Source organism: Pseudomonas abietaniphila (assembly GCF_039697315.1).
GTDB lineage: Bacteria > Pseudomonadota > Gammaproteobacteria > Pseudomonadales > Pseudomonadaceae > Aquipseudomonas > Aquipseudomonas abietaniphila_B.
In genome coordinates this window covers 5,596,796-5,621,983 of record NZ_CP155619.1, presented here as the reverse complement: position 1 = coordinate 5,621,983, position 25,188 = coordinate 5,596,796, and the positions used below count along the sequence as shown (strand labels likewise).

The 25,188-nt window shown below is 61.3% G+C and carries 23 protein-coding genes; 9 read left to right on the top strand and 14 right to left on the bottom strand.

Annotated features, from left to right (window positions below):
- The first annotated feature begins 127 nt into the window (after window positions 1–127).
- The 3 genes from ABDX87_RS24680 to ABDX87_RS24670 all read left to right on the top strand — a co-directional run bounded on the left by ABDX87_RS24680 (window position 128) and on the right by ABDX87_RS24670 (window position 3,125).
- A complete protein-coding gene (locus ABDX87_RS24680) occupies window positions 128–829 on the top strand; it encodes a hypothetical protein (protein ID WP_346830231.1) in 702 nt (233 codons plus the stop codon).
- Between the two features lie 5 nt (window positions 830–834).
- Window positions 835–1,779, top strand: a complete 945-nt coding sequence (locus tag ABDX87_RS24675; protein ID WP_346830230.1) for a hypothetical protein — start codon at window positions 835–837, stop codon at window positions 1,777–1,779.
- 110 nt (window positions 1,780–1,889) lie between these two features.
- The gene (locus tag ABDX87_RS24670) at window positions 1,890–3,125 is read left to right on the top strand and encodes a M20/M25/M40 family metallo-hydrolase (protein ID WP_346830229.1); all 1,236 of its coding nucleotides are present in this window, start codon (window positions 1,890–1,892) and stop codon (window positions 3,123–3,125) included.
- Window positions 3,126–3,232: 107 nt separating this feature from the next.
- Here ABDX87_RS24670 and ABDX87_RS24665 read toward each other — a convergent pair whose 3' ends face one another.
- Window positions 3,233–4,402, bottom strand: a complete 1,170-nt coding sequence (locus ABDX87_RS24665) for an aspartate aminotransferase family protein (RefSeq protein WP_346830228.1) — start codon at window positions 4,400–4,402, stop codon at window positions 3,233–3,235.
- A 99-nt stretch (window positions 4,403–4,501) separates the two neighbouring features.
- On the opposite strand from ABDX87_RS24665, the gene ABDX87_RS24660 reads away from it, so the two are divergent.
- Window positions 4,502–5,404, top strand: a complete 903-nt coding sequence (locus tag ABDX87_RS24660) for a LysR family transcriptional regulator (protein ID WP_346830227.1) — start codon at window positions 4,502–4,504, stop codon at window positions 5,402–5,404.
- Between the two features lie 50 nt (window positions 5,405–5,454).
- Here ABDX87_RS24660 and ABDX87_RS24655 read toward each other — a convergent pair whose 3' ends face one another.
- A complete protein-coding gene (locus ABDX87_RS24655) occupies window positions 5,455–5,925 on the bottom strand; it encodes a RidA family protein (protein WP_346830226.1) in 471 nt (156 codons plus the stop codon).
- A 211-nt stretch (window positions 5,926–6,136) separates the two neighbouring features.
- Here ABDX87_RS24655 and ABDX87_RS24650 point away from each other — a divergent pair, with 211 nt between their 5' ends.
- The gene (locus ABDX87_RS24650; protein ID WP_346830225.1) at window positions 6,137–7,153 is read left to right on the top strand and encodes a zinc-dependent alcohol dehydrogenase family protein; all 1,017 of its coding nucleotides are present in this window, start codon (window positions 6,137–6,139) and stop codon (window positions 7,151–7,153) included.
- 229 nt (window positions 7,154–7,382) lie between these two features.
- Here the strand turns inward: ABDX87_RS24650 and ABDX87_RS24645 are convergent, their stop codons facing one another.
- The 3 genes from ABDX87_RS24645 to ABDX87_RS24635 all read right to left on the bottom strand — a co-directional run bounded on the left by ABDX87_RS24645 (window position 7,383) and on the right by ABDX87_RS24635 (window position 10,595).
- Window positions 7,383–7,700 (bottom strand): class I SAM-dependent methyltransferase, encoded by a 318-nt coding sequence (locus tag ABDX87_RS24645; RefSeq protein ID WP_346830224.1) that lies wholly within the window; start codon window positions 7,698–7,700, stop codon window positions 7,383–7,385.
- A gap of 935 nt (window positions 7,701–8,635) precedes the next feature.
- Window positions 8,636–9,073: a DoxX family protein gene (locus tag ABDX87_RS24640; protein ID WP_346830223.1), complete on the bottom strand. Its 438-nt coding sequence runs from the start codon at window positions 9,071–9,073 to the stop codon at window positions 8,636–8,638.
- A 100-nt stretch (window positions 9,074–9,173) separates the two neighbouring features.
- Entirely contained in the window at window positions 9,174–10,595 is a 1,422-nt protein-coding gene (locus ABDX87_RS24635; RefSeq protein ID WP_346830222.1) for a transglycosylase SLT domain-containing protein, read from the bottom strand.
- A gap of 187 nt (window positions 10,596–10,782) precedes the next feature.
- Here ABDX87_RS24635 and ABDX87_RS24630 point away from each other — a divergent pair, with 187 nt between their 5' ends.
- From ABDX87_RS24630 to ABDX87_RS24620, 3 genes are all read left to right on the top strand, one after another.
- Window positions 10,783–11,637 carry a TatD family hydrolase gene (locus ABDX87_RS24630; RefSeq protein ID WP_346830221.1) on the top strand — a complete coding sequence of 285 codons (855 nt, stop codon included), beginning with the start codon at window positions 10,783–10,785 and terminating at the stop codon, window positions 11,635–11,637.
- An 81-nt stretch (window positions 11,638–11,718) separates the two neighbouring features.
- On the top strand, window positions 11,719–13,038 hold the full coding sequence (locus ABDX87_RS24625; RefSeq protein WP_346830220.1) for a methyl-accepting chemotaxis protein: 1,320 nt from the start codon (window positions 11,719–11,721) through the stop codon (window positions 13,036–13,038).
- Between the two features lie 128 nt (window positions 13,039–13,166).
- Window positions 13,167–13,388 (top strand): hypothetical protein, encoded by a 222-nt coding sequence (locus ABDX87_RS24620; protein WP_346830219.1) that lies wholly within the window; start codon window positions 13,167–13,169, stop codon window positions 13,386–13,388.
- A 72-nt stretch (window positions 13,389–13,460) separates the two neighbouring features.
- On the opposite strand, the gene ABDX87_RS24615 is transcribed toward ABDX87_RS24620, so the two are convergent.
- The 7 genes from ABDX87_RS24615 to ABDX87_RS24585 form a co-directional block, all read right to left on the bottom strand.
- Window positions 13,461–14,255, bottom strand: coding sequence for an acyl-CoA thioesterase (locus ABDX87_RS24615; protein WP_346830218.1), 795 nt, complete (start codon window positions 14,253–14,255; stop codon window positions 13,461–13,463).
- Between the two features lie 109 nt (window positions 14,256–14,364).
- Window positions 14,365–15,144 (bottom strand): CHAD domain-containing protein, encoded by a 780-nt coding sequence (locus tag ABDX87_RS24610; protein ID WP_346830217.1) that lies wholly within the window; start codon window positions 15,142–15,144, stop codon window positions 14,365–14,367.
- 21 nt (window positions 15,145–15,165) lie between these two features.
- Window positions 15,166–17,166, bottom strand: a complete 2,001-nt coding sequence (locus ABDX87_RS24605; protein ID WP_346830216.1) for a transglutaminase TgpA family protein — start codon at window positions 17,164–17,166, stop codon at window positions 15,166–15,168.
- 13 nt (window positions 17,167–17,179) lie between these two features.
- Window positions 17,180–18,133, bottom strand: a complete 954-nt coding sequence (locus ABDX87_RS24600; RefSeq protein ID WP_431061177.1) for a DUF58 domain-containing protein — start codon at window positions 18,131–18,133, stop codon at window positions 17,180–17,182.
- Complete coding sequence (locus ABDX87_RS24595; protein WP_346830214.1) at window positions 18,133–19,050, bottom strand: AAA family ATPase; 918 nt, start codon at window positions 19,048–19,050, stop codon at window positions 18,133–18,135. The genes ABDX87_RS24600 and ABDX87_RS24595 overlap by 1 nt, the downstream gene beginning before the upstream one ends.
- A 295-nt stretch (window positions 19,051–19,345) precedes the next feature.
- A complete protein-coding gene (locus ABDX87_RS24590) occupies window positions 19,346–19,624 on the bottom strand; it encodes a hypothetical protein (RefSeq protein WP_346830213.1) in 279 nt (92 codons plus the stop codon).
- A 163-nt stretch (window positions 19,625–19,787) separates the two neighbouring features.
- The gene (locus tag ABDX87_RS24585; RefSeq protein WP_346830212.1) at window positions 19,788–20,180 is read right to left on the bottom strand and encodes a tautomerase family protein; all 393 of its coding nucleotides are present in this window, start codon (window positions 20,178–20,180) and stop codon (window positions 19,788–19,790) included.
- A gap of 224 nt (window positions 20,181–20,404) precedes the next feature.
- Here ABDX87_RS24585 and ABDX87_RS24580 point away from each other — a divergent pair, with 224 nt between their 5' ends.
- Window positions 20,405–21,469 (top strand): patatin-like phospholipase family protein, encoded by a 1,065-nt coding sequence (locus ABDX87_RS24580; protein ID WP_346830211.1) that lies wholly within the window; start codon window positions 20,405–20,407, stop codon window positions 21,467–21,469.
- Between the two features lie 214 nt (window positions 21,470–21,683).
- On the opposite strand, the gene ABDX87_RS24575 is transcribed toward ABDX87_RS24580, so the two are convergent.
- A complete protein-coding gene (locus tag ABDX87_RS24575; protein ID WP_346830210.1) occupies window positions 21,684–22,373 on the bottom strand; it encodes a response regulator in 690 nt (229 codons plus the stop codon).
- A gap of 58 nt (window positions 22,374–22,431) precedes the next feature.
- Window positions 22,432–25,089, bottom strand: a complete 2,658-nt coding sequence (locus ABDX87_RS24570) for a sensor histidine kinase KdpD (RefSeq protein ID WP_346830209.1) — start codon at window positions 25,087–25,089, stop codon at window positions 22,432–22,434.
- Window positions 25,090–25,188: the final 99 nt, after the last annotated feature.

The window sequence follows — 25,188 nt, the reverse complement described above, 5'->3', positions numbered from 1 at the left end:
GGATGGGTACGGACGACCGCTCATCAAAAAATTGGCGCCAAATAATCACAAGTTATGGCACTATGCCACCCGCAATACGCCATCATCATGACATCAGAAAGTTCGACCCACTCAAAGGGATTTGCCCATGATCGCTCGCCTCATCCGCTACAGCCTTGTCTTCGTTTTGCTGTCCGCTTCCGCCGTTCTGACCGGCTGCTCCAGCTTCGTCCAGAAACCCATCGACCTCGACGCCCAATTCTGGAATGACAAGGACCCCATCATCGGCGTCGCCTTGAGCCCGCTGCCAGCGCCACAACTGGCATTGACCGGCAATCAGGGGCTGCTGGATCTGGCGATCAACAAAGGCGTGAACAGCAAGCTCAGCGATCAGGTCAGCGCCTGGGAATTGCACGACCTTGAAAGCCTGCCGGATGAAGTGGTCGCCAGCCTGAAAGCCAAAGGCCTCAACGCCAAGCGCATTCCCGATGCGATCGACCTGACAAAATTCAAAGAAACAGAAAAGCGCGAAGGCTACCTGGCGCGCAACATCAGTGACCTGAAAAGCAAATACGGCGTAGACCGCGTTCTGTTGATTTCCTATACCACCACCGGTGCATTCCGCAGTTACTACAGCGTCGTGCCGACCAGCGTTCCTACCCCTCAAGTCGGCGGGATTGGCATGCTGGTCGATCCGAAGGACAGCCGACTGGTGTGGTACAAGCCGTTTGTCGTGGTGCAGCCTGCGCAGGGTGAATGGGACCAGCCGGGTTACAGCAACCTGTCCAATGCCTTCTACCAGGCGCTGGATGGCAGCCGTCAACAAATCCTGTCTGCGTTCAATAAATGAAGCGCTTGAGCCTAAGGACAGGCCTGCACATTGGCATAGGGGCGGCACTCGGGCTGATGCTGGGCGGTTGCGCCCAGTCCCCGGCGCCATCACGAAGCTTCAACGACCCTGCTGCGATGCGTTACATCAACGATCACGGGCTGCAGGTTGACGTGCAGATGCCGGCGAAGGACTTCGTCACCGCCTCGATGGTGATTGACGCCAAGACCGCGATGGCCGCCCAGCAGACCAGCCAGAACGCTGCCAATGCGGCGCACGGTGCGGGACTTGCCGGACTCCTGGTGCTGGGCGCGCTTCACTCGCAAATGGGCAGTGGCGCGCTTGAGAGCAACGCCCGCAGTGAAGCCGAAAAAGACGCCAAGCCAATGGCATCGTTGCTGGCGGGTAATCCCCTCGATAACCAGTTGCAGCAGCGTTACCGGCAAGCGAGCGCTGAAGCGGGTCTCAAGCAAGCGCAGAATTCGATCGCCGGCCGGCTCGTGGTTCGCCCCAGCATCGTTTTGGCGCCCGACCGTGGCAGCTTCAGTCTGCTCAACGAAGTCGAGCTTCAGGACATCGCCGGCTCGGCGCTCTATCACGCGCGTATTGAGGTCTTCAGCCAGTCGTTCCGGCGATGTGGAACGTCGTGCATCGACGACGGCCAGCTCGATCTGGCGAACGTGACCACGGTGCTGAACGCCAGTATCGATGAGTCGATGAAAGTCCTGGCTCAGGACCTGCAGGCACAAGGCAACGCGGGACGCGAACAGACCATTCGTTACGTGATCAATGGCCAACGCCATGTGGAGCGAGGTCAAGTGCTGTCCTCAAGCGACACGTACGTGCGCTACCGCAGCCTTGATGGCGCCGTCAGGTCGGCCCCCGTGAAGCTGGAAGACTCGGCGCTTCGGCCTGCGTTGCAGCAGGTTGCCGGGGCGCCCGCCCAGGTTGTGCCCTCGCTTCAGCCTTGACCTGGAAGGTTCGCGTCAGCGATGACGCGAGCCTGTCTGCAGACATCAGGGAACGAGCCGGGCCGCTCAGGTATCAGAAGATGACTCGCACACCATCTGAGGGATCCAGCATGCTCGTTCGACGTACCTCTCTGGCGACCGCGGTCGCCGCCTCTCTGCTCTGCTCACTGGCGTTCGCCGCCGACCTGCCGCCCGATCAACTGCTCAAAAAAGCCGAAGCCGAACAGACCCCTTACCTTGCAACCGTCAAACAACTGGTGGACATCGACACTGGCACAGGACAAGCCGCAGGACTGAAGACGGTCAGCGCGGTGCTGGTCGAACGGCTCAAGGCACTGGGGGCGACCGTCGAAACCACACCGGCCACGCCCTCGGCAGGCGACAACATCGTCGGCACGATCAAGGGCAACGGGACTAAAACCTTTTTGCTGATGATTCACTACGACACCGTGTTCGGACCCGGCACTGCGGCGAAACGGCCGTTCCGCGTTGATGGTCAGCACGCCTACGGCCCCGGTGTGGCCGACGCGAAAGGCGGCGTGGCCATGGTGCTGCACTCGCTCAAGCTGCTGCAGGATCAGAAGTTCAAGGACTTCGGCACCATCACCGTGTTGTTCAACCCGGACGAAGAAACAGGCTCGTCGGGCTCGAAGAAAATCATCGCCGATCTGGCGAAAAAACATGACTACGTGTTCTCGTACGAACCGCCCGACAAAGACGCCGTCACCGTCGCCACCAACGGCATCAACGGAGTGTTCGTGGACGTGAAAGGCAAGTCCTCGCATGCAGGCTCCGCGCCTGAAGCCGGGCGCAACGCGGCGATGGAACTGGCCCATCAACTGGTTCAACTTAAAGATCTTGGCGATCAGGCCAAAGGCACGACGGTGAACTGGACGCTGATCAAGGGCGGCGAGAAGCGCAACATCATCCCTTCCAGCGCAGCGGCCGAAGGCGACATGCGCTATTCGGACCTGAGCGAGTCGGACCGCGTGCTGGCTGACGGTCAACGCATCGTGCAGAACAAGCTGATCGACGGAACGGAAGTGAGTTTTCGCCTCGACAAAGGTCGCCCACCGCTGGTGAAGAACCCCGCGTCGGAAGGCCTCGCGAAAACCGCCCAGACGCTGTACGGCAAGATCGGCCGCACCCTCGAACCGATCGCCATGCGTTTCGGCACCGACGCCGGATACGCGTACGTGCCTGACAGCCAGAAGCCTGCCGTGCTGGAAACCATGGGCGTGGTCGGCGCCGGATTGCACGCCGACGACGAATACGCCGACCTGTCGAGCATCGCACCCAGGCTGTACTTGACGGTGGCAATGATCATGAACTTGTCCGCGAAGTAGCCGCTCTTCCAACGCCACTCAGTCACTGTTTTTGAGCCGGCGCAGGGCCGTGGGACCCGGTGTGTTAGCCAGGCTTCCACGGCATCCAGCCAGGCGCAGCCCGTCGACTATCCCAACGCCCCCACTACGCCGCTGACGATCCGCTCCACATCCCCTTCATCAATGATCAACGGCGGCAACAGCCGGATGGTGTGTCCGCGCGTGACGTTGATCAGCACACCGTGGTCCTGGGCGGCGGTCAGGCACAGGTCACGAATGGGTCGGGTCAGCTCGATGCCGACCATCAAACCCAGCCCGCGAATGTGCAACACATCGGGATGCCCGGCCAGCACCTCACGCAAACGTGTCAGGAGCCGTTCGCCCTGACCTGCCGCATTGTTCAACAGACCTTGCTGTTCGACGATATCCAGCACCGTGCAGCCCACCCGGCATGCCAGCGGATTGCCGCCGAACGTGCTGCCATGACTGCCCGGCGTGAACAATCTCGCCACCGCGGCGGACGCCAGGCAGGCGCCGATCGGGATGCCGTTGCCCAGCGCCTTGGCCAGGGTCATGACGTCCGGCACGATGCCTTCGTGCTGAAACGCAAACCAGTGCCCGGTGCGGCCGATGCCGGTCTGGATTTCATCGAGGATCATCAGCCAGCCGTTCTGGCTGCAGTGAGCCCGCACGGCTTTCAAATAACCCGGCGGCGGCAGCGTGACGCCGCCCTCGCCTTGAACCGGCTCGAGCAGCACCGCGACGATGCGATCGCCGTAAGTCCGTGCAGCCTGTCTGATCGCGTCCATGTCGCCGAACGGCACTTTGACGAACTCCCCGGACATCGGCTGATACCCCAGGCGCACTGCGCCATTGTCGCTGGCCGACAAAGTACCCAGCGTGCGCCCATGAAAGGCGTTTTCCATCACCAGCACCAGCGGTTGCTCGATCCCTTTTGCCCAGCCGTACAAACGAGCCAGCTTGAGCGCCGTCTCATTAGCTTCAGCGCCCGAGTTGTTGAAAAACACCTGTTCCAGCCCGGACAGCTGTGTGAGCTTCGCGGCGAGCCGTTGTTGCCAGTCGATGCGGTAATGATTGGAGGTATGCAGCAGCAAACCGGCCTGTTCGCTGATCGCCGAGACGATCCACGGGTGACTGTGCCCGACATTGGTCACCGCCACGCCCGCCACAGCGTCCAGATACTGGCGACCGCTGTCGTCCCAAAGTCGCGCGCCCTCACCTCTGACGAAGCTCAAGGGCAGCGGTTTGTAAGTGTTCATCAGGCAGGCGGCGGTCATGTCCATTGCTCCATCACGGTTCAGTGAAGCCAGTATCGTTAACCCGATTTGTTGTATAAAGAGCGCCTTTCTTGAGTTACTTTAAAGCAGGGCTTGATAATGGACGTCCTTCAGGCAATGAACGTGTTCGTCAGCGTGGTCGAGAGCGGCAGCATGACGGCGGCGGCGCGGCAGTGCGAAATGTCCACCACGATGGTCGGCAATCACCTGAAAGCGCTGGAGCAACGACTCGGGGTCAGCCTGTTGCAACGTACGACCCGTCGACAGAACCTCACGGAATTCGGTGTTCAGTACTACCGTCGGTGCGTAGAGGTGCTGGGCTTGGTGGCAGATTCCGAACGCATGGCCGAACACCTGCAGACCGAACCCAGCGGGACGTTGCGCATCACCGCACCACCGGCGTTCGGTGCCGAACGCTTGTCGCCGATGCTCAGCGATTTCGTCTTGCGCTACCCGGAAATCAAAGTCGAGGTGGTGCTGAGTAACCAGTCGATGGACCTCGTGGAGCACGGGTTCGACGCCGCCATTCGCCTGGGCAATCTCGAATCGTCTGCGCTGATCGCACGCCCGCTAAATGACTACACGCTGACCATCTGCGCCTCCAAGGCTTACCTCGAACGGCGCGGAACGCCCCTGACGGCAGACGACCTGCGCGCCCACAGCTGCCTCTCGTTCGCTTACCCGGCCGGTGACGACTGGCGAGCAGCCGATAAACTATGGAAACTCACCGGTCCTGAAGGCGTGATGGAAATCCCGGTGTCCGGACCCATGATCGTCAACAGCACGCCAGCGCTGCGCCAGGCCGCACTGGCTGGCATGGGCGTGACGATGCTGCCGGACGTACTGATCAGCGAAGACCTGGAGAGCGGCAGGCTGGTGCCGCTTCTGCAGAGTTATCAACCCCCGAGTCGCTCGCTGTGGCTGATGTACCCGCAGGACCGCTATCGCCTGCCCAAGGTCAGGCATTTTGTGGAGTCTGTGTTGGCGGCATGGGGGAAATGAGCCGCAGACCCAATCGAAGCCTTCCCCCACACAGAGCTGAATAAGCCTGGTTACTCGGCGACGGCAATCAGGTCCATCTCCACCGTGGCATTCTTCGGCAACTGATACACCCCGACCGAGCTGCGGGTGTGCGCGCCTACCTCACCGAACACGAAGAACAACAACTCGGACGCACCATCGGCCACTTCGCTCTGCTGAGTGAAGGTGTCGGTGCATTGCACGAAGAGGGTCATGCGCAGCACGCGCCTGATCTTGTCGAGGCTGCCCAGGCTGCGCTGCAGCAACGCAATGGCGCGCAAGGCGCTGATTTTCGCGCCCAATTGCGCCTGTTCCAGCGTGACATCAGCACCGGCCCGCCCCATGACGGCCACCGTGTCGCCAACGCGAGGAATCTGCCCACTGATGTAAATCTGATCCTCATGACGGACCAGTGGCACGTAATTGCCGCCAATCCTGATCTCACCGTCGAAGTCATAACCCAACTGCTCACACGCCTGTTTGAAGCGCACATCACACGACATAGTCAGTCCCCGGTGTTCAAAAAGGTGATGGGTATCCCGCGCCCGAATCATAAACCCACACGGCCCGGCGTGCGCCCGTCCGTGCCCTATCGACAGTTCCCGAGATCGCAATTGATATCGGACATGTCGGGTATCGACAGAGAGAAATAGTGTGAATAGCCCTGCGTCGATACAGTCATTACATCCTTAATCACATGAGACGAGGTTGGAAATGTCCCGCGCCATCAAATTTCACCGCTTCGGCAAAGCCGATGTGCTCAGCTGCGAGGAGCAACCTGACCGCTTGCCGGGTCCACAGGAAGTGCTGGTTCGTGCCGAAGCCATCGGTATCAGCTGGGACGATGTGTTGTGGCGGCAGAACCTTGCCCTGACCAACGTCCAGTTGCCTGCGGGTATCGGCAGCGAAATGGCCGGCATCGTTGAAGCCGTCGGCAGCGACGTGACCGACCTGAAAGTGGGCGATAAAGTCGCCAGCTTCAAGGCCATGAGCGCCAACGATTACCCGGTGTGCGGCGACCATGTGCTGGTTCCGCGCAACGCGCTGACCCGTTACCCCGACGCCCTGACCCCGGTCGAGGCGAGCGTTCACTACACGCCGATGCTGCTGGCGTACTTCGCCTTCGTCGAGCTGGCCAAGGTGCAACCCGGCCAGACCGTGCTGGTGACCGACGCGGCCTACAGCCCCGGTATTGCCTTCGTGCAGCTGGGCAAGGCGCTGGGCCTACGTGTCATCGCGGCGACCCAACATGCCGAGGACCGCGAATACCTGCTGGCCAATGGCGCCGAGCGTGTGATCGTGACCGAGGAAGACGACATTTGCCTGCGCATCGAAGCACTGACCAAAGGTCAAGGTATCGAGGCGGTGTTCGACGGCTTTGGCGGCATGCAGATGTCGATGCTCGGCGACGTCCTCGCCCCACGCGGCAGCCTCGTGTTGTATGGCTTGCGCGGCGGCAACAAGACGCCGTTCCCGGCATTGCAGGCTTTCCGGAAGAACATGCGTTTCTTCGTGCATTGCCTGGAGAATTTCACCGGCAAACCTGAACTGGGTATCGAGCAGGATGGGCCTGCAATGAAGCGCGCGCTGGAGACGATCAATGAACTGACCGTTCAGGGCCTGCTCAAGCCGGACATCCATCGCACCTGGCCATTCGAGCAATTCGGCAAGGCGCATAACCATCTGGACGATGATCCGGTCCGGGGTCGCGTGGTGCTAATGGTGCGCTGAAACGTTTGCAGTTACCTCACCACCGCGCGGCCGCGCCCTGCTGCCGAGCGGTCTGTATCGCATATGGGCGTTTACTGAAGTCGAGGGTAAACGCCAGAAGAGAGTCACTCCCCCTCCCGCCGCTTCCCTACGATTTGAATCTACGTCGACCTGAACAAACGTCGTCGATTGTCCTGTACGCGGCCTGGCCGTGCGCCAGTCTGGCGTGAATTACCTTAGAACCCCTTCATCAGCAACGCGTGATCAGCCCCTGGCGGGCAATGCGCGTCAGATGCCGGATCACCGCGTCTGCATGCTCGGCGCAAGGCGCCTGCACGACGGCCAGGTCAAACTGGTCATTGGTGAAGCGTTCAAGGGATTCGTTGGCGTCGATGAACTGGATGAGAAACGCATGGGGGCCGTTCTGACGACGGGGCCAGCCATCGAGGTACCGCAACAGCGTAGGCTGATGGGAACCGCCCAGCAGGATTTTGGGATTACGGCGATTGAATTGACTGGCGATAGGCGCCAGACGAACGAGGGGGCGCGGATTGGATTGAATGCTCATCGTGTGTTTTCTCTGCCTCAGTGTTCCGCTGGGCAGCGGTGAGAGGCAACACCGAACCAGCGCTTTAGCGGAATTTCGACGGCGTTTTCACGACATCAGGCGCCCCGCAAGTAGCTGTTTAAATCGGCGCATGAGCGGCATCCTAGAGAAGCGGCTTGGGGATTGTCAATTGGTGGTGGGTGGCTTTTCTCGGAATCAGGGATAAAAAGCGCGCTGCGCGTCGCCTCCACCCAGCCTGGACCCGAGTCGCATCAGATGGCAGCGGGACTGCTGCTGCATCAAGAGCCAGGGCCAGGCGAACAGTGAGCAAGGTTGCTGCCCTGCTCTGCTTCTGCCCGGAGGGCGTGGGAGCGACCGGGGTGGCGTTTCATCTTGCCCGCGATCTGCTGCGAAGTAGTAGTAAGGCCAAACACCTCGGCAGTGTCAGGTAAACCGCAGACACAGGATTTGCTGCCGGTTCCCGGCAGATCGCGGGCAAGCGCGCTCCTACAGGTTTCATGTTTATTCAACGAGTGAGGTGTGGAATCTAAGCAGCGCAAAGCGCGCTGTGGCTTTTGATCTTCATACCGCAGCAGGTCTGGCACCACAAAACGCGACTTGGGTGCAGGCTGAACGCAGGCGAAGCGCAGTGGGCCGAGCGGCATGGATGCCGCGAGAGCCGCCCCCGGCCATGGATGGCCGATGGCGGCGTGCCCACGGAGCGTCGCCGGAGTGAAGGAACGACGACGAAGGAGTCGCCAAGCCGGGAGCCTGGACCCTTGGTTACTTGGGGTTATCAAGTAACTCGCCGAAGGCGAAACAGGTCTGGCGTTAGCCAGGCCCCATCAGCGCCAACACAGACAACAGACATTCACCGCCAACCAAAACACAAAAAAGCATCCCAAAAAAAATCCCGATCTCAAAAGACCGGGATTCTTCAGAAAAACCGCTAGCCGTTACTTGCTGGCAATCAACCGATCCAGCGACACCCGCCCGGCGCCCTCGATCAACACCGCAATCGCAGCACCCAGCAACGCCAGACCGAACTCAAACCCGTTATTGGCCATGAACAAACCGTTGTGAATGTGGACCGAAAGAATCGCCACCACCAACATTACGATCAACACGACCGCCGCAGGGCGTACAAGCAGGCCCAGGAACAACGCCAGGCCGCCGAAAAATTCCGCACTGCCCGACAACAGCGCCATCAGGTAACCGGGGTTCAGCCCCAGACTGGCCATGTACTGACCCGTCCCTTCAAGGCCGTAGCCGCCGAACATGCCGAACAGTTTCTGGCTACCGTGAGCCATGAAAATGATGCCGACGATAATGCGCAGGACAGCGATGCCGTAACCGGCGCGAGTGGAGAACAGCGATTTGAGAGTAGCGTTCATGGCATTTAATTCCATTTGGTAAGAAGGATTGGCGCCATGATAATCGGATTAACAAATATGAAAATCGCAAAAAACGCGTCATAAGCATCGATTAATTCGATTATTCTCTTACCGCCACCTTCCGTGCGGATGGACTCTCCAGTGAACTGCGCTCCTGGTCATAGGCCAGGTAGTACTTATTCACACTGTTAACGTAGCTCACCACGTTCATCCCCACCTGCTCCATCGCCACGCGCTCGACCTGAAAAAACCACTGATTGGGGTTCAGGCCCTGACGCTTTGCCTCAGTGCGCATCGCTTGCACCCGCTCAGGCCCAAGGTTGTAGGCTGCCAGCGTGAACGCCATCCGCTCGCGTTCATTGATTTTCGGACTGGCAAAAAACTTGCGTCGGATCATCGCCAGGTATTTGCTCGCGGCCTGCACGTTGCCATCGACATCATGAATGTTGTCCACCCCCACCCGCTGCGCCGCCGACGGGGTGATCTGCAACAGCCCCGTTGCGCCGCTGCCACCCTTCGCCACCGGATTGAGCGCTGACTCTTTGAACGCCAGCGCGGCGAGGTCAAGCCAGTCCATCTTTTGTGCATCGGCGTGACGTTGCAGGGTCGGGCGCAGTTTTTCCAGACGCTGGCGGTCTTCGCGGGCCAGCGGGTAATGAACGCGGTAAAGGTCCTTGTAGGCTTTCTGGAACGCCACATCCTGATTCGCCGGCGGCTCGTAGGTCTCTAGGAAGCGGTCGACCGTGGCATGCAGCATCACGGCATCCTTGCGCACATACCAGTTCATGTCGCCGGGATCGCTCAAGGCCACCGAACGGTCAATCCGCAGCTTGGGCATGACCCGCGCCCAGCGCTCGGCAATTGGCCGCTCAACCACGGTCAGGTGATAGATACCCGCCTCAACCATCTCCAGCACGTCTTCGACGGCAAGACTGGGATCCACCCATTCGATCTTCACCGGCGGCAACTTGCGCAACGCCAGTTTCTGGTTGAGTTGAACAATGGCCTCGTCAGCCGCGCTGCCATTGGCGAGCATCAGCGTGCGGCCCGAGAGCTGTTCCGGGTGTTTGAAACTGCGTTCGCCACGCACCCCGACCACCACCAGCGGCACATGGCTGACCACCGGCTCCGTGGCATCGACATAATGCGCGGCACTGGCATCGAGCAGTTCGCCGGGTGCGACCATGTCGCCTTCCCCGCGCTGCAGCGCGGCAAGCAGTTGGTCCTTGGCTTTGGGAATCAGTTTGATGGAGACTTTCTGGCCATCTCTGGCGTGACCGTTGAGGTACTTTTCGAACGCTTGCAGACGGCGATACTCCACGCCGATGGGCTCACCCTGCACTTCGCCGGAACTGTTGCGGCTCTGGTTGACCAATACGCGAAGCACTTTGCTGCTGCGAATGGCGGCAAGGTCACGGATCTGGGTTTTCTTGATCACGACCGGTGGTCCGGCGGGGCGCGCGCTGGCGTGGGTGGGGACCAGCAACAGGCACAGCAACGAGATCAGCGAGGCTCGGATCATTGACGCTCCGGGAAAATGCCGAAAAAACGGGCTTGAAGTCTGTGTTGGGCAGGCGCACGTGCCGCAGACGGGTTCTGCAGCCAACAACATCACAGGGATCTAATAATTATAAGCAGTTGAGACTGCTTGTTTTTTTATCGCTTCAATCGCTCTGGTATTCTTCTCGGCCTCCGGCCTGAGGTGCACCATGCAACTAATCGACATCGGCGTCAACCTGACCAACCCAAGCTTCGCCGCCAAAGAGCGGGATGTTCTCGACCGGGCCTACGCTGCGGGCGTGGCTCAATTGATCCTCACCGGCACCAGCGTCGAAGGCAGCGAACAGGCGTTGCAGATGTGCCGCCAACTGGACGAAAGCGGCCAGCGGTTGTTCAGCACCGCCGGGGTACACCCCCATTCGGCGAGCGGTTGGACCGTCGAGACCGAGAAACAGTTGCATGCCTTGTTAAAAGAAAATCGAGTGTGTGCCGTTGGTGAATGCGGACTGGATTTCAACCGCGATTTCTCGCCCCGCCCGCAACAGGAAAAGGTCCTTGAAGCGCACCTGGCCCTCGCGGTCGCCCTTCAGTTGCCCGTGTTCCTGCACGAACGCGATGCCGATCAACGGCTGTTGGCGATCTTGCGGGATTATCGGGATCAATTGCCGGCTGCGGTGGTGCATTGCTTCACCGGGGAGAAGCGCGCGCTGTTCAGTTACCTGGACATGGACCTGCACATTGGTATCACCGGCTGGATCTGCGACGAGCGAAGAGGCACTCACCTGCACCCGCTGGTGCGCGACATCCCTCGTGGCCGTTTGATGCTGGAAAGCGACGCCCCCTACCTGCTGCCTCGCAGCCTGCGCCCCAAGCCGAAAAACGGGCGCAATGAGCCGGCGTACCTTCCCGAAGTACTGCGCGAAGTCGCGCTGCACCGCGGGGAAACCGAAGCCGACGTTGCCGCTCATACGACGGCATGCGCCCGCGCGTTCTTCTCGTTACCGGTGATCGAATCATCGGCGATCGAGCTGGATTCGGACATTGATCCAGATCAACGCGACTGACCGGTTCCCCTGAGAGAATGCTGGCACCTTGCCTTGCCACGTGTCATCGCCGACACGTGCAACTCACAGAAGAGCTTTCTCATGGGCCGCTGGTTGAGCAACATCTCGCTGAAATACAAGTTCTGGGCGGTTAACGCCGTCGCGTTCATCACCACCCTGCTGCTGGTGCTTTACGCCCTTCATATCGAACAACGCGCCCGAGCCGACGACGCCGAAGCGTTTCATCAGGCCCGGCAACAGCTGCTGGCGGCGTGGCCTGGCGGGCAAGCAGCTCCAAGCCTCCCGCCCCTCGCCGCACCTCCTTCGTTCGACCAACTGCTGGCCGAGCACGCCGGCCATTACGCCATCGCCGTGTTCGTGCTGATGCTCATCATGCTCGGGGCCTCACAACTGTTGATCCGCTTCCTGCTGACTCACCTCAACACCCTCAAGGACGTGATGCTGCACGTCGAGCGCAGTGGCGACCTGTCCGCCCGAGTGCCGCTGGCCGGTGAAGACGAGGTCGGACAGATGGCCAAAGCCTTCAATGCCATGCAGGCGGGCTATCAACGCATCGTTGGCACCGTGGCGCAATCGGCGGCGCGTCTGGATCAAGGTGCGGTGCATCTGGCCTCAGGCATGAGCGATGTCCGTCAGGGCATGTTGGGCCAGCAGAGCGAAACGGATCAGGTCGCCACCGCCATCAACGAGATGACCGCCACCGTCTATCACATCGCCCAGCACGCCAGCGCCACCCGCGACCAGTCACAACATGCCGACACGCTCGCAGGCAGTGGTAAAGAGGTGGTAGACCGGGTGCAGGCGTCGATTTCCGGGCTGTCCAATGGCGTGCAGCAAACGGCCAGCATGATCCAGCGCCTTGCCGAGGACAGCCAGAAGATCAACAGCGTGGTCAGCGTGATTCACAGCATCGCCGAACAAACCAACCTGCTGGCGCTCAACGCCGCTATCGAAGCCGCACGGGCCGGCGAAATGGGCCGTGGATTCGCGGTGGTCGCCGATGAGGTGCGCAACCTGGCCAGACGTGTGCAAACCTCGACCGACGAAATCACGACCATGGTGTCGGACCTGCAGTCCGGCACTCGCGATGCCGTGGACTTCATGCAGGAGAGTTCGTACAAGGCCGACGACTGCGTACAGCAGGCGCGGGAAGCCGGGCAAGCACTGGCAGCGATCACCGAAGCGGTCGCGCAAATGCGTGAGAGCAACACCCAGATTGCGGTGGCCGCGCAGCAGCAAAGTCAGGTGGCTGAAGAAATGAATCGCGCGGTGGTCAGCATCCGCGACGTCACCGAACGGACGGTGCGCCAGACCGTCGACTCGGCCAGTACCAGCGATGAACTGGCGACCTTGGCGGGCGAACTGAATACGGCCATCGGGCAGTTGAAGGTGACGAGGTAAGACCCATTACCTTTCCCCCATGCCGCCTATCACACCGATAGCAAACCTCGATTCGCCGTCCCACGGTTGCGGGCCTATTCTGAACCCATCGAAAACGGTTCTTATTCAGGCATTGCGAGGTCATCATCATGCCCAAGTTCATTACCAACCTGCACCTTGAAGACTTCTTCGCGGCCGCCAACAAATCCGGCCTGCCGTCCAATCTGGTGCTGTCGTCCCTGGCGTTTCCGCTGTCGATCGTCTCAGGCCTGCTCTTGCTCGACGGCGCCCTGAGTGCCAGCGTGACGTCTGCCGCCATCGGCGTGCTGGGTCTGGTCGCCGCGCAGGCCATCAAAACCCGAGGCCAGTAAGGTCTCGGGCGGGTGGGCGACTCACGTATTGAGTTCCCGAATTGAAATGCTTGCGGTGCAACATCGCGGCGTCTATCCGAACACCGTCACGGTCTGACGGCTGATTGCAACCAGCTCCCCTTTTGGCGTCCACAATCCAGCTGCCACGTGGCCGTAACCGTCACGCGCGTGCTCGATCACCGCCTTGTATTGCGTCCAGTCACGGGTCGTCAGCTCAGGCAAAGGCTGCACAAACTCGATGGTCCAGGTCAGCGAACTGCCCGGCGCCGGCTTATTCAGGTGCGGCAATACGGCAGGCGGCCAGCTGTCGACGAGCGCGAGCAGATGCGCCTCGGTCAGTTTCTCCTCCTCAACATCCTTCAAACGCGCGTAGCCCCCAATGGCCGGCGATTTCGTGTGGGTGTACGGCAGACCGCCCAACGCCCAGCGCATGTCGATAAAACGCAGGTATTCAGGCATCACCCCGGGAATGAACGGGAATGCCGGGACATCCTCCACGGGTTTGAGCGCAGGCGCAGGTTCGGCGTCAACCGCAATCATCGATTCGCGAGGTGCGCCGAAGCTGCCCTGAATCAATGTCACGGTTTCGCCATTCTGCACGGCACGCCCCAGCACCTGACTGACCGCTTTGCCCTCGCGCAGGATTTCGACGTCGAATGAAATCGGCGTGTCGATCGCCGGAGGGCCGACGAAACAGATCGCCAGTGAACGAACCGGCCGATCGACCGGCACCTTCGCGCGCATGGCCTCGAACTGCAGCGCCGCGATCAGGCCCCCGAAACACGAACGGCCCTGAGACCACGATGCGGGAATGGTCACCGACTGCGGATTATCGCGAACGGCTTCGAGCAATTGGGAGAATGTCATGCGCACTCCATGTGGCAGCCAACGAATCGGTGAGTGAAGTGCAGGATCTTATCGAGGCATCGGCCACAGGACAGCGCTCATTTGCGCCAATCCTGCGGCCTGATCGGGATCAATGTGCAGGCGCGTCACCAAAGCAGGCGTGAAACAGCCGCTCCAGCGCTTTGTCGGACTTCTCTTCGGCGCGCAGAATCCCCAGTTCCCAACCGGCGACGCAGGGCGCCAGATCGGCTTGCTGCACAGCCTGCGCCAGCCATTGCAGATGGTCATGCCAGTCACCCAGCGCACCTTGGGCCGATTTAAGGCGCTTCTGCATGCCGTCTGGCTGGTGGCTCAGTTCGGGATACGCTTCGGCCGCATACCGGACGCGCTTGATCAATAACCGCAGACGGTGTCGATCATGGGCGGGATCCGCCATGGCTTCACGCAGGGTCTTCCACTGCTTGTCCATGCGCTTTTCGATGCGTTGGCGCAGCTTCTTGAGCAGACCATGGCGCTGTTGCGCGCGCAGAAAGGAAGGAAGCTGGTCCAGCACCCCGAACAAGCGATTGAGCTCAGCCGAGCTGGCGACCCGAGGGCAGGCTGTCGCGAGATACTTCTCCCGTTTGACGGCCGCCTGATCCATACCCTGCACGCGCAGGTAAGCGGCCAGCACCTGCATGTCGCGCAGGGGCGTCGTGAGGTCACCCACCCCTTTGGCAGCCTCCTCGACCTGCTCCATGCCTGGCAACCCGCGCAGGGGCCGAAGCACGCTGCGCAGACGCCGGACAGTGGTGCGCAGATCATGCAGCGCCTCACTGTCCGTGGACGCGACTAGGCGCGCATGACACGCCAGCAACTTGACGTTGAGGCTGAGAATCTCGGCGATCAAGTGATCGACCATGGCAGACATGAGGCACTCCTATGGTGTCAGTTAACGCTGCCTGTCCTTCACTGCCGACAGGCGCCAGGGCAAGCTGCGACGCAGGTATTTCAAACGTCGACGCAATTGGGCGGCCGAACCGGAAACGCCGGCATAACGTTGCGCTTCGAACTCGCGGGCAAAACCTTCGATGGCGTCCGCATGGGTCGGAAAACGCTGGGCAGCACGCGCGGCGAACGCTTGCGCGCCTTCGCCCTGTTGACGTCTGAGACCATGGCGCGCCAGCAGTCGTTCGAAAGCGTTGAACAAACGGAGTTGCGAATCGCTTTCCCGTCGCCACGGCTTGAACAGCCACAACGCGATCAACCCGAGGATGACCACTGCGCCCCCGGCAAAGACCGGCGCCTGGAACCCGGAGAACCAGCGGCCCAGCACCTGCAGTTGTTGCTGTCCCTGATAGCCGAGGACCCAGCGCTGCCAGCCGTAGTTGAGGTTATCCCAACTCAAGCGAATCGAATTGAGCCAGGCCAGATGCCGATAACGCAGCGCCGACATCGGTGAGTCCGCCAGGAAATCTTCATCGGCGGCCAGCGCCTGCTCCAGGCCTTGCTCGATCCGGGCAGGTGCCACGGCGGCCGTTGGATCGACACTGCGCCAGCCAACGCCCGCCTGCCAGTATTCCACCCAAGCGTGAGCGTCGAACTGGCGCACGCTGATGTAGTTGCCATCCGGGTTCAGCTCGCCGCCCTGATAGCCGGCCACCACCCGCGCGGGAATGCCTGCGGCCCGCAGCACGTAAGTCATTGCGCCTGCGTAATGGGCGCAGAATCCGGCGCGGCTGCCGAACAGAAAGTCATCGATGCTGTTGGGACCCAGCGCGGGCGGTTTGAGGGTGTAATGGAAAGGCTGCCCGGTGAAGTAAGACAGCAGCGCGTCCACCAGCGCGTCGGGTTTGCCGTAGCGGCGGTGCAGATCGGCGGCGAACTCGCGCGTCTCAGGGTTGCCCTTGGCGGGCAGTTGCAAGTTCTGCATCCGCCCGCCTTCGTTCAGGACGGTTTCACGCACGGCATCCGGCCAGGACGTGACGCTGTAAAGCATCGACTGATCGATCGGGCGTCGCCGCTGCCAGCGAAAATCGCTCATCTGGCGAACGCCGGCCAGTTCGACCTCACCGACATCCAGGGCCATCAGCCACGGTTTGCCGGTCGGTTCCATGACAATGCTGTAACTGAGCTTTTCGCCTCCCCTGTGCCAGTCAGGCGCATCCGGCACTTGCGCGCGGGAGGATTGCGACCAGCGCCGGCCGTCGAACTGCTCCAGTGTCAGGCCCCGCCAGTACTGCTGATTGCGCGGCGGCGTGGCCCCCTCGAAACTGGCCCTGAACACCAGGGCAGCGGACTTGCTCAATTCGGCGATGTCGCCCGGCGCCATGCTGTCGGACAGCCCTGTGAGCGCCTTGTTGCTGGGTTGCGGCAGCGACCACAACGGATCCAGGCGCGGAAAGAACAGAAACAACAACAGCATCAGCGGCACCGCCTGCAACAGCAGCTTGACCGCCAGCATCAAGGTGCTCGCAGGTTTACTGGACACCGCCGATTGTTGCAGCCCGATCAGCGCGGCCAGCAAGGTCGCAATCGGCAGCAGCGTGAACAGCCCCCAAAGCATCGCGTCCTCGAACAGATAGCCCACGGCAACGCAAAAGAACCCCAGGAAAATCAGCACCAGCGCGTCGCGCCGGGTCTGCATCTCCAGCATTTTCAGGATGAACGCAGCAATAAGCAGCGCCGCCCCGGCATCCAGCCCGACCAGACTGCCCCGCGCGAGAAAGATCCCGCCCGCTGTTCCCACCAGCAAACCCGACTTGACCCAGGTGCCCGGCATCGGCACGCGCATGCGGAAGATCTGGATGCGCCAGAACGTGCAGGCCAGCCACAAGACGATCAGGGAAACGGGAATGTGCAGCGCGAACGGTACGATGACCAGTGCCTGGGCGATCAACAGCCAGTTCAGGCTGACGCGCGGAATCGGTTGGGCAAGATGGGTCGACGTCATGACCACCTCATGCTCATGCCCGCACGCCGTAGAGCGCCAATTGCCGCAAACAGGCTTCACGGTGTGCGTCTCCGCTGTCCACGGCGGACAGAAAACCCGGCAGGCGCAAGGCGAACGGTTGCTGACGCTGGGACAATTCCAGCACCCAGTAACACAGGCGCGACAGGCGCTCTTCGATGTCGCCGCCCAACGCCATGAAATCCAGACACAAGTCGTGACCGCTGAGGTCGGTGAACTCCTTGACCATCAGCCCCTGCCCGCGCGACCAGGCTTTCCAGTGCATGCGGCGCATCGAATCGCCGGGCTGCCACGCGCGCAGCCCCTGATAGTCATCGACGCCCTGCCCCTGCGTGGCCTGACCGTCATCTTCGGCATGAGGTTGCACCCCTTTCAGCAACGGCATGCTGCCGGGCACCGGGCGCGGATAGATCAGCACCGTCTGTTCCAGGTCGAGCCAGCTCCAGGCGCGAAAAATACCTAACGGAAACACGCTTTCAACCCGCAGACGCGGCGCCCGCAACCACCCCCGATGAACGGCGGGCAACGTCAATGCGACTTCGACCTGACGCTCGGGATCGACATCGGTCTGTTCCAGTTGCTCGCTGTCCCAGCCCAGCGCGATGGCCTGATGACCGCTGGAGCTGCTTTCCAGCCGCAGGCGCAATTGCACCGGCTCCCCGACGAACACCGAACGGGCATTGCTGGCGCTGAGGATCAGGCCGCTGAAGTTGCGATACGTGTGGAGGATCGCAAGGATCCCCACCGACACCATGAGGAAGGTCAGACCATAGGCCAGGCTGTTCTGGTAATTGATCGACACCAGTAACAGTAAAAACAGCACCAACGCGTACGTACCGCCGACCCGGGTCGGCAGTATGAAGATTCGGCGGTGATCCAGCTCGATCCGCGACGCCGGGGGAATACGACGTCCCACCCAGCGCTGCCAGACCGGTTTCAACTGTGGCATCAAAGCACCGGCACCTCACGCAGCAGCCATTGAACCAACGCTCCGCCGCCGTGCCCGGTCGGATCGGAACGCTCGCGCAGGCGATGGCCAATCACCGCCGGCAAAATCGCCTGAACGTCTTCAGGTATCACGTAATCACGCCCGACCAACAGCGCCCACGCCCGCGCAGCGGACAGAATCGCCAGGCTCGCCCTAGGCGACAATCCGTAGGCAAATTGCGGTTGGCTGCGCGTCGCATCCACCAACCGCAGCACGTAATCCACCAGTGCATCGCTCGCCCGGACCCGACGCACCTCTTCCTGCAGGGCGGCCAGTTCAGTGTGGTCGAGAATCGGCTCGATGCGCGGTAATAACTCGCGTCGCGATTCGCCCAACAGCAAGGCCTTTTCCGCCGAGCGCGCCGGATAGCCCAGTGACAAGCGCATCAGAAACCGGTCCAGTTGCGACTCGGGTAAAGCAAACGTGCCACCCTGGCTGAACGGGTTTTGCGTGGCGATGACAAAAAAGGGATCCGGCAACAGACGGGTTGCACCCTCGATGGTCACCTGACCCTCCTCCATCGCTTCGAGCAGGGCGCTCTGGCTTTTCGGTGTCGCCCGGTTGATCTCGTCGGCCAGCACCAGTTCGGCGAAGATCGGTCCGGGATGAAAGGTGAACTGGCCGGTTTCCCGGTCAAAGATCGAGGTGCCGAGAATATCCCCCGGCAGCAGGTCGGAAGTGAACTGAATGCGCTGAAAACTCAACCCCAATACCCGCGCCAGCGTGTGACTGAGCGTGGTTTTGCCCATGCCGGGCAAATCTTCGATCAACAGATGGCCGCCGCCCAGCAGACACGTCATGGCCAGACGAACCTGGGGCTCCTTGCCCAGCACCACTTCATTGATCGCGTTTAGACAAGCATCCAGTTTTCTGCCCATTGGAAAGCCTCCCCAGGCGACTGCTCATGGCTAGTAGGACTGCAGAAGATGCCAGACGTGTCGCCACTTTAAATTCAGCGTAGGCCTTTTCGCCAGAGCGGATGAAGCGATTGGGGACTATTTGTTACGGGAGGTGAAGGCTCGCTGATTGATCAGAGAATTCCAGCGGATGAAAACACTGTGGGCGCGAATTCATTCGCGATGAGATGGATCAGGCAATCAAGCTACTGCGCCTGGACCGGCCTCTCGCGAATAAATTCGCGCCCACAGAGAATGACGTGGCACCCGACCCGAGTTACCGACCGGCGCGGGACTCACGGATATAGAAACGGGCTTTCTCGGCTTTCTCGGAACAGCCCTCGAACGCCTCGAATTGCTGCTGGGTCTTGGCGCCTGTCAGCAACGACAAGGCTTTCGAGTAGCTGACCGTACCGGCGAAACCTTCCGCCTTGGCCAGATCCAGCTCATGCCAGGCGGCATCCAGATTCGTGGCGCAGGTGTCGCGGTAGGCGGTTTTACCAGCGCAGCCTGTGAGAACGAGGGCAAGCAAAGGCAGGCAGATCCAGGCTTTCATGCGGTGTTACCTCAACAATGGAAATCGATGATGCGGCTTTGACGGCCCGGCGATGCAAAAGTGCCACACTCGGCCGTCCGAGCCTATCGATTTCTATCGTCGGCGTTGATCATGAACGCCTTGTGATCTGCCGCCCGCGTCCGCGCGTGGGCGCGGGTATTGATCAGTCCTTCGGGGCGTACTGCATGTCGCCGTTGCCGAACGACCAGTTTTCGCGTTTGACCTCGACCAGGTTGATCCAGATGTCTTCCTGTCGTAGCCCGGTCCGGTCGTGAATCCCCTGCGCCACGGCCTTGTAGAACGCTTTCTTGACGTCGATGCTTCGCCCCTCGTTCCAGGTAATCTGGATGAACACGATGTTTGGGGTGTACGTCACGCCCAGATACCCCGCCGCCGGGTAAACCAGTTCTTCCGAAGCATGGCGATGGACGATCTGGAACTTGTCGTGTTCAGGCACATTGGCCGTGCTGAGCATCGCTTCGTAGATGACATCGCCAATCGCCGTAACGGTGTCGGAAGAGGTTTGAGCAGCAACGTCGATTCTGACCAAGGGCATCGGGTGACTCCTTCTGCTTGAAAATGAGTAGGGCCGGACAGCACAGCCACCTGCCCGCGCATTAAGATTACATCCGCCATCCAAAAAAGATACCGGCATTTTTCGCAGGCAACGCCGACATCCGCACGTTCGTGCGCGACGGCGTGGGAGATTCTCGACAAAGACCAGATGAATCGCTGCGGCCTTGGGCGTAGGGTAGAACCATTGCAACGGGGAGCCTGTACATGAAAAAAAGAATTGCGCTGGTCTTGGGTTCCGGGGGTGCCAGGGGATATGCGCACATTGGGGTCATCGAAGAGTTGGAACGCCGGGGTTATGACATTGCCTGCATCGCTGGCTGCTCGATGGGCGCAGTGATTGGCGGGATCTACGCCGCAGGAAAACTGCCCGAATACAAAGCCTGGATCGAGAGCCTGGATTATCTGGATGTGTTGCGCCTGGTGGACGTCAGCTTTCGGCTTGGGGCCATTCGTGGGGAGAAAGTCTTCGGGCAGATTCGCGAGATCGTCGGTGAGATCAATATCGAGGACCTGCGCATTCCCTACACCGCCGTGGCCACCGACCTGACCAACCAACAGGAAATCTGGTTCCAGGAAGGCAACCTGCACTCGGCCATGCGCGCCTCGGCCGCGATTCCCAGCCTGTTCACGCCGGTGGTTCAGGGCAACCGCACCCTGGTGGACGGCGGTCTGCTCAACCCGTTGCCGATCGTGCCGGTGGTGTCCAGCCACTGCGACCTGATCGTGGCCGTCAACCTCAACTCGACCAACCAGAAGCAGTACCAGTTGCCCGTGATCGAGCGCCCGCCTGCCGTGAAAAAGCGCTTCGACAGCCTGATCAGCTCCATCGGTTCGCACTTGCCGTTTCGTCGCAAAATGGACGTGGCGGGCGATGATGTCTTGCGACTCGAACAGGACAGCCTCAAGGCGACCGCCGCCACCTTGCCGTCCAATCCCTGGCTGGGTGGCAGCGACCCGGAATCCGCCGACCCGCAGGGTCAGCAACCGGCGGCAGCACCCCAGGCGGCGGGTGCGCCAAAGTCTGCCAGTGGATCGATCATCGTCGACAACGTGGGCCCCGCATCCCTGCTGGACCTGATCAACCAGAGTTTCGAGGTGATGCAGACGTCATTGGCGCAGTACAAGATCGCCGGTTACCCGCCGGACATCCTGATCAACGTCCCCAAGCGCGTGTGCCGCTTCTTCGAATTCTACAAAGCACCGGAGCTCATCGCCCTCGGCCGCGAAATCGCGCGCGACACGCTGGATCGCTATGAGCGGGAGCATTGAGGGAAATAGCGAATAGTGGCGGGAGTGAGAGATTTCTGACTGCCGCAAACCTGTAGGCGTTAGCTTGCTGACGAAGGCGGTGTGTCAATCACCATTGATATACCTGACACGACGTATTCGTCAGCAAGCTAACTCCCACCGGGGATATATTCAGCCTGCACCAGACTGTTCTGGACCTAATCGCGCAACGCGCTTTTCTCTTTTGACCCGGAAATCAGCTCTCCACCAACCGATACCCCACCCCCGCCTCGGTCACGATAAACCGGGGTGCGGCAGGGTCATCCGCAAGTTTCTGACGCAGATGCCCGACCACGATGCGCAAGTAGTGGGTGTCATCGACATGGGTCGGCCCCCAGATGTCCTTGAGCAGTTGCTGCTGGGTGATGACCCGCCCCGGATGCCGCGCCAGCTGCGCCAGCACCGCGTACTCCTTGCGCGTGAGGGCAACCTCGACGGCGTCCAGCATGACGCGTCGATACGCCAGATCGACGGTCAACGGACCGATCACCAACGCCGACTCCACCTGCCCCGTCTCCGGTGCCTGACGCAGCAAGGCCCGAATCCGCGCGAGAAACTCCTGAATACCGAACGGCTTGGTCACGTAGTCGTTGGCGCCGGAATCCAGTGCGCGCACCTTTTCACCTTCGCTGGCTCGGACCGACAGCACCAGCACAGGGACCGCCGACCACTCGCGAAACTGCGCCAGGACGTCCTGACCGTCCATGTCGGGCAAGCCAAGGTCAAGCACCAGCAGATCAGGCTTGTTCAGCGCCGCCTGGCTCAGCCCTTCCGTCCCTGTGCCGGCCTCCAGGACCTTGTAGCCTTGTGACGACAGGCTGATGCGCAGAAACTTGCGAATCTGCGGCTCGTCATCGATCACCAGAATGGTTGCCGCCTGGTTCATGCTTTTCCCGTTACCCATGATTTCCCATTACCGTACACCAGCGTAACCCGGTGCGCGATCAAACTGCTTGCTCCATTTCTGCCTGAGGCTGTGCCTGCAACGGCAGATGCAGGCTGATGCACGTGCCCCTGCCTTCGATGCCGTCACCCACGCTGATACGCCCACCGTGCGCCCCGACCATGCCCTGACAGATCGCAAGCCCGAGCCCTGTGCCCTGTCCGCCCCGGTCACCGCGCGCAGCGGTGTAAAACATGTCGAAGATCTTCGCCCGCTCGGCCTCCGGTATGCCCGGGCCTTCGTCGCTGACGGCAAAGATCAGTTCATCGTGGGTTGCGCTCACCTGCATCTGCAAACGGCCGTGAGCCGGCGAAAAACGCGCGGCGTTTTCCACCACATTGATCAGCGCCTGCTCGATCAGCGCGGCATGAACGTACAGCAACGGCAGGTCCGCGGGCAGATCGGTGCTGACCTGCAACGGCGACAGTACCGCACGCAGCCGGTTCAAGGTGCTGCCGACGATGTCCCCCGGCGACACCCAGTCGCGCGCCAGCTTCAATGCGCCGTGGCCGAGTCGAGTCATGTCCAGCAAGTTCTGGATGTAACGGTCCAGGCGCTCGGCCTCATCGCGCGTACCTTCCAGCAGTTCTCGGCGATCCTCCAGCGGAATGGCCTCGCCCAACGCCAACAGGCTGTCGATGCTGCCGCGCATGGCCGTCAACGGCGTGCGCAGGTCGTGAGACACCGAGGCCAGCAATGCACTGCGCAGTTGCTCGGTTTCCCCATGCAGACGCGCCGCTTCCAGGTCTTCGGCGAGTCGTGCGCGGGCCAGCGCCTGTCCCAGTGGTTGGCTCAACGCCGTCAACAGCCGCCGACGCTGGGGACTGAACGCCTCGCCTTCTTTCGGTTTGACGCCCAATAGCGCCAGCGGCGCATCGTCGACCCACAGCGGCAGCCACCACCAATCGCCCGACGGCAATGTCCCGGTACCCCTGCCCGCAGGTTGGCCGTGCTGCCAGGCCCAGTCTGCCGCCGCGCGCTCAAATTCGGAGAATTCGACCGAGCCGCCTGCTTCAACCTTCCAGCCCTGCTGCTTGTCACTGTCGAGCACGCAGACCTGTAACTCTTTCCAGCCCGCCAGATGCTGTTCGGCAGCGCTGAGCACCGCCTGGCGATCTGTTGCGGCGGTCAGTCGTTTGGACAGGTCGAGCAGTTCGCTGGTTTCTTGCTGGGTATCGCGCAACGCCTGCAATTGTCGACGCTGGCGCGCGGCGAGATTGCCCGTCAACGCGGCCATCATCAGGAAAAACAGCAAGGTCAGCACGTCTTCCTCGCGCTGAATGCTCAGGGAGAAATTCGGCGGAATGAACAGAAAGTCATACGCCAGAAACGACAGCACCGAGCAGACCATCGCGGGCCCGACGCTGCTGCGCACCGCCACCAACAACACCGCCGCCAGAAACACCAGTGAGATGTTGGGCAACGCCAGCACGCTGGACACCGCCCACGCCAGGGCACTGGCACCGACCGTTGCCACCACCGCCAGCAGGTAATCGAACCATTGCAGCGCACGGGGCGTGGACGAGCGTGGCTGGTCGGCACGGGCCTCGCTGTCCAGCACGTTGATCTCCAGGCCGTGGGCGTTGCGCAGTAAACGTGCCGCCAGCCCGCCGCCGAACACCCGACGACGCAGCAAAGGCCGTGACTGCCCCACCAGCACCAGGCTGGCGCGACGTTCGGCGGCGTGCTGAATCAGGGTTTTCGCGACTTCCGGGGCGCGCAGCACCACCACTTCCCCGCCAAGCCGTTCCGCCAGTTGCTGCGCATTCTGCAAACGCGTGCGCGCCAGTTCATCGAAAAACCGGCCATTGTCAACGTGCACCAGGCTCCACGGCAGGTGCCTGCGCTGTGCCACGCGACTGGCATGACGCACGAGCCGTTCAGCCTGCGCGTCGCCATCCACACCGACCAGCAGCCGGCCGCGCACCGCGGGCGCGGACTGGCCCAACTGCCGATACCCCAGCGCCAGATCGTTATCCACCTGTGCGGCGGCGGTTTGCATGGCCAGTTCGCGCAGCGCGGTCAGGTTGGTCTGGGTAAAAAATGCATCGATGGCCGCCCTCGCCTGTTCCGGCACGTAGACCTTGCCGTCGCGCAGCCGCTCCAGCAGCTCGCGGGGCGGCAGGTCGATCAGCACCAGTTCGTAGGCTTCCTGCAGCACCCAGTCCGGCAAGGTTTCGCGCACCTGCACACCGGTGATGCCGCGCACCTGATCGTTAAGGCTTTCCAGGTGCTGAACATTGACCGTGGTGTAGACGTCGATACCGGCTGAGAGCAGTTCCTGAATATCCTGCCAGCGTTTGGCGTGACGGCTGCCCGGTGCGTTGCTGTGGGCGAGTTCGTCGACCAGTACCAGCTTCGGTTTGGCGCGCAGCAAACCGTCGAGGTCCATTTCTTCGAGCATCACGCCCCGGTATTCGGAGCGCAGCATCGGCAATTGCGGCAGGCCGCCCAGCAAGGCTTCGGTTTCGGCGCGGCCGTGGGTCTCGACAACGCCGACCAGCAACGAAACGCCCTGACGCATTTGGGTGTGCGCCGCCTGAAGCATGGCGAAGGTCTTGCCCACGCCGGGCGCGGCGCCGAGAAACACCTTCAGCCGCCCACGGTCATCCCTGGGCAGATTGGCCAGCAAGGCGTCAGCACGGCTGTTTGTGTTCACGATGGTTGTCCTGTTGCGTTGATGACGTTGTTGTACTGCCGCTCATCACTGTAGGAGCTGCCGGGGTGGCGCTTCAACTTGTCCCGCGAACTGCCGGGA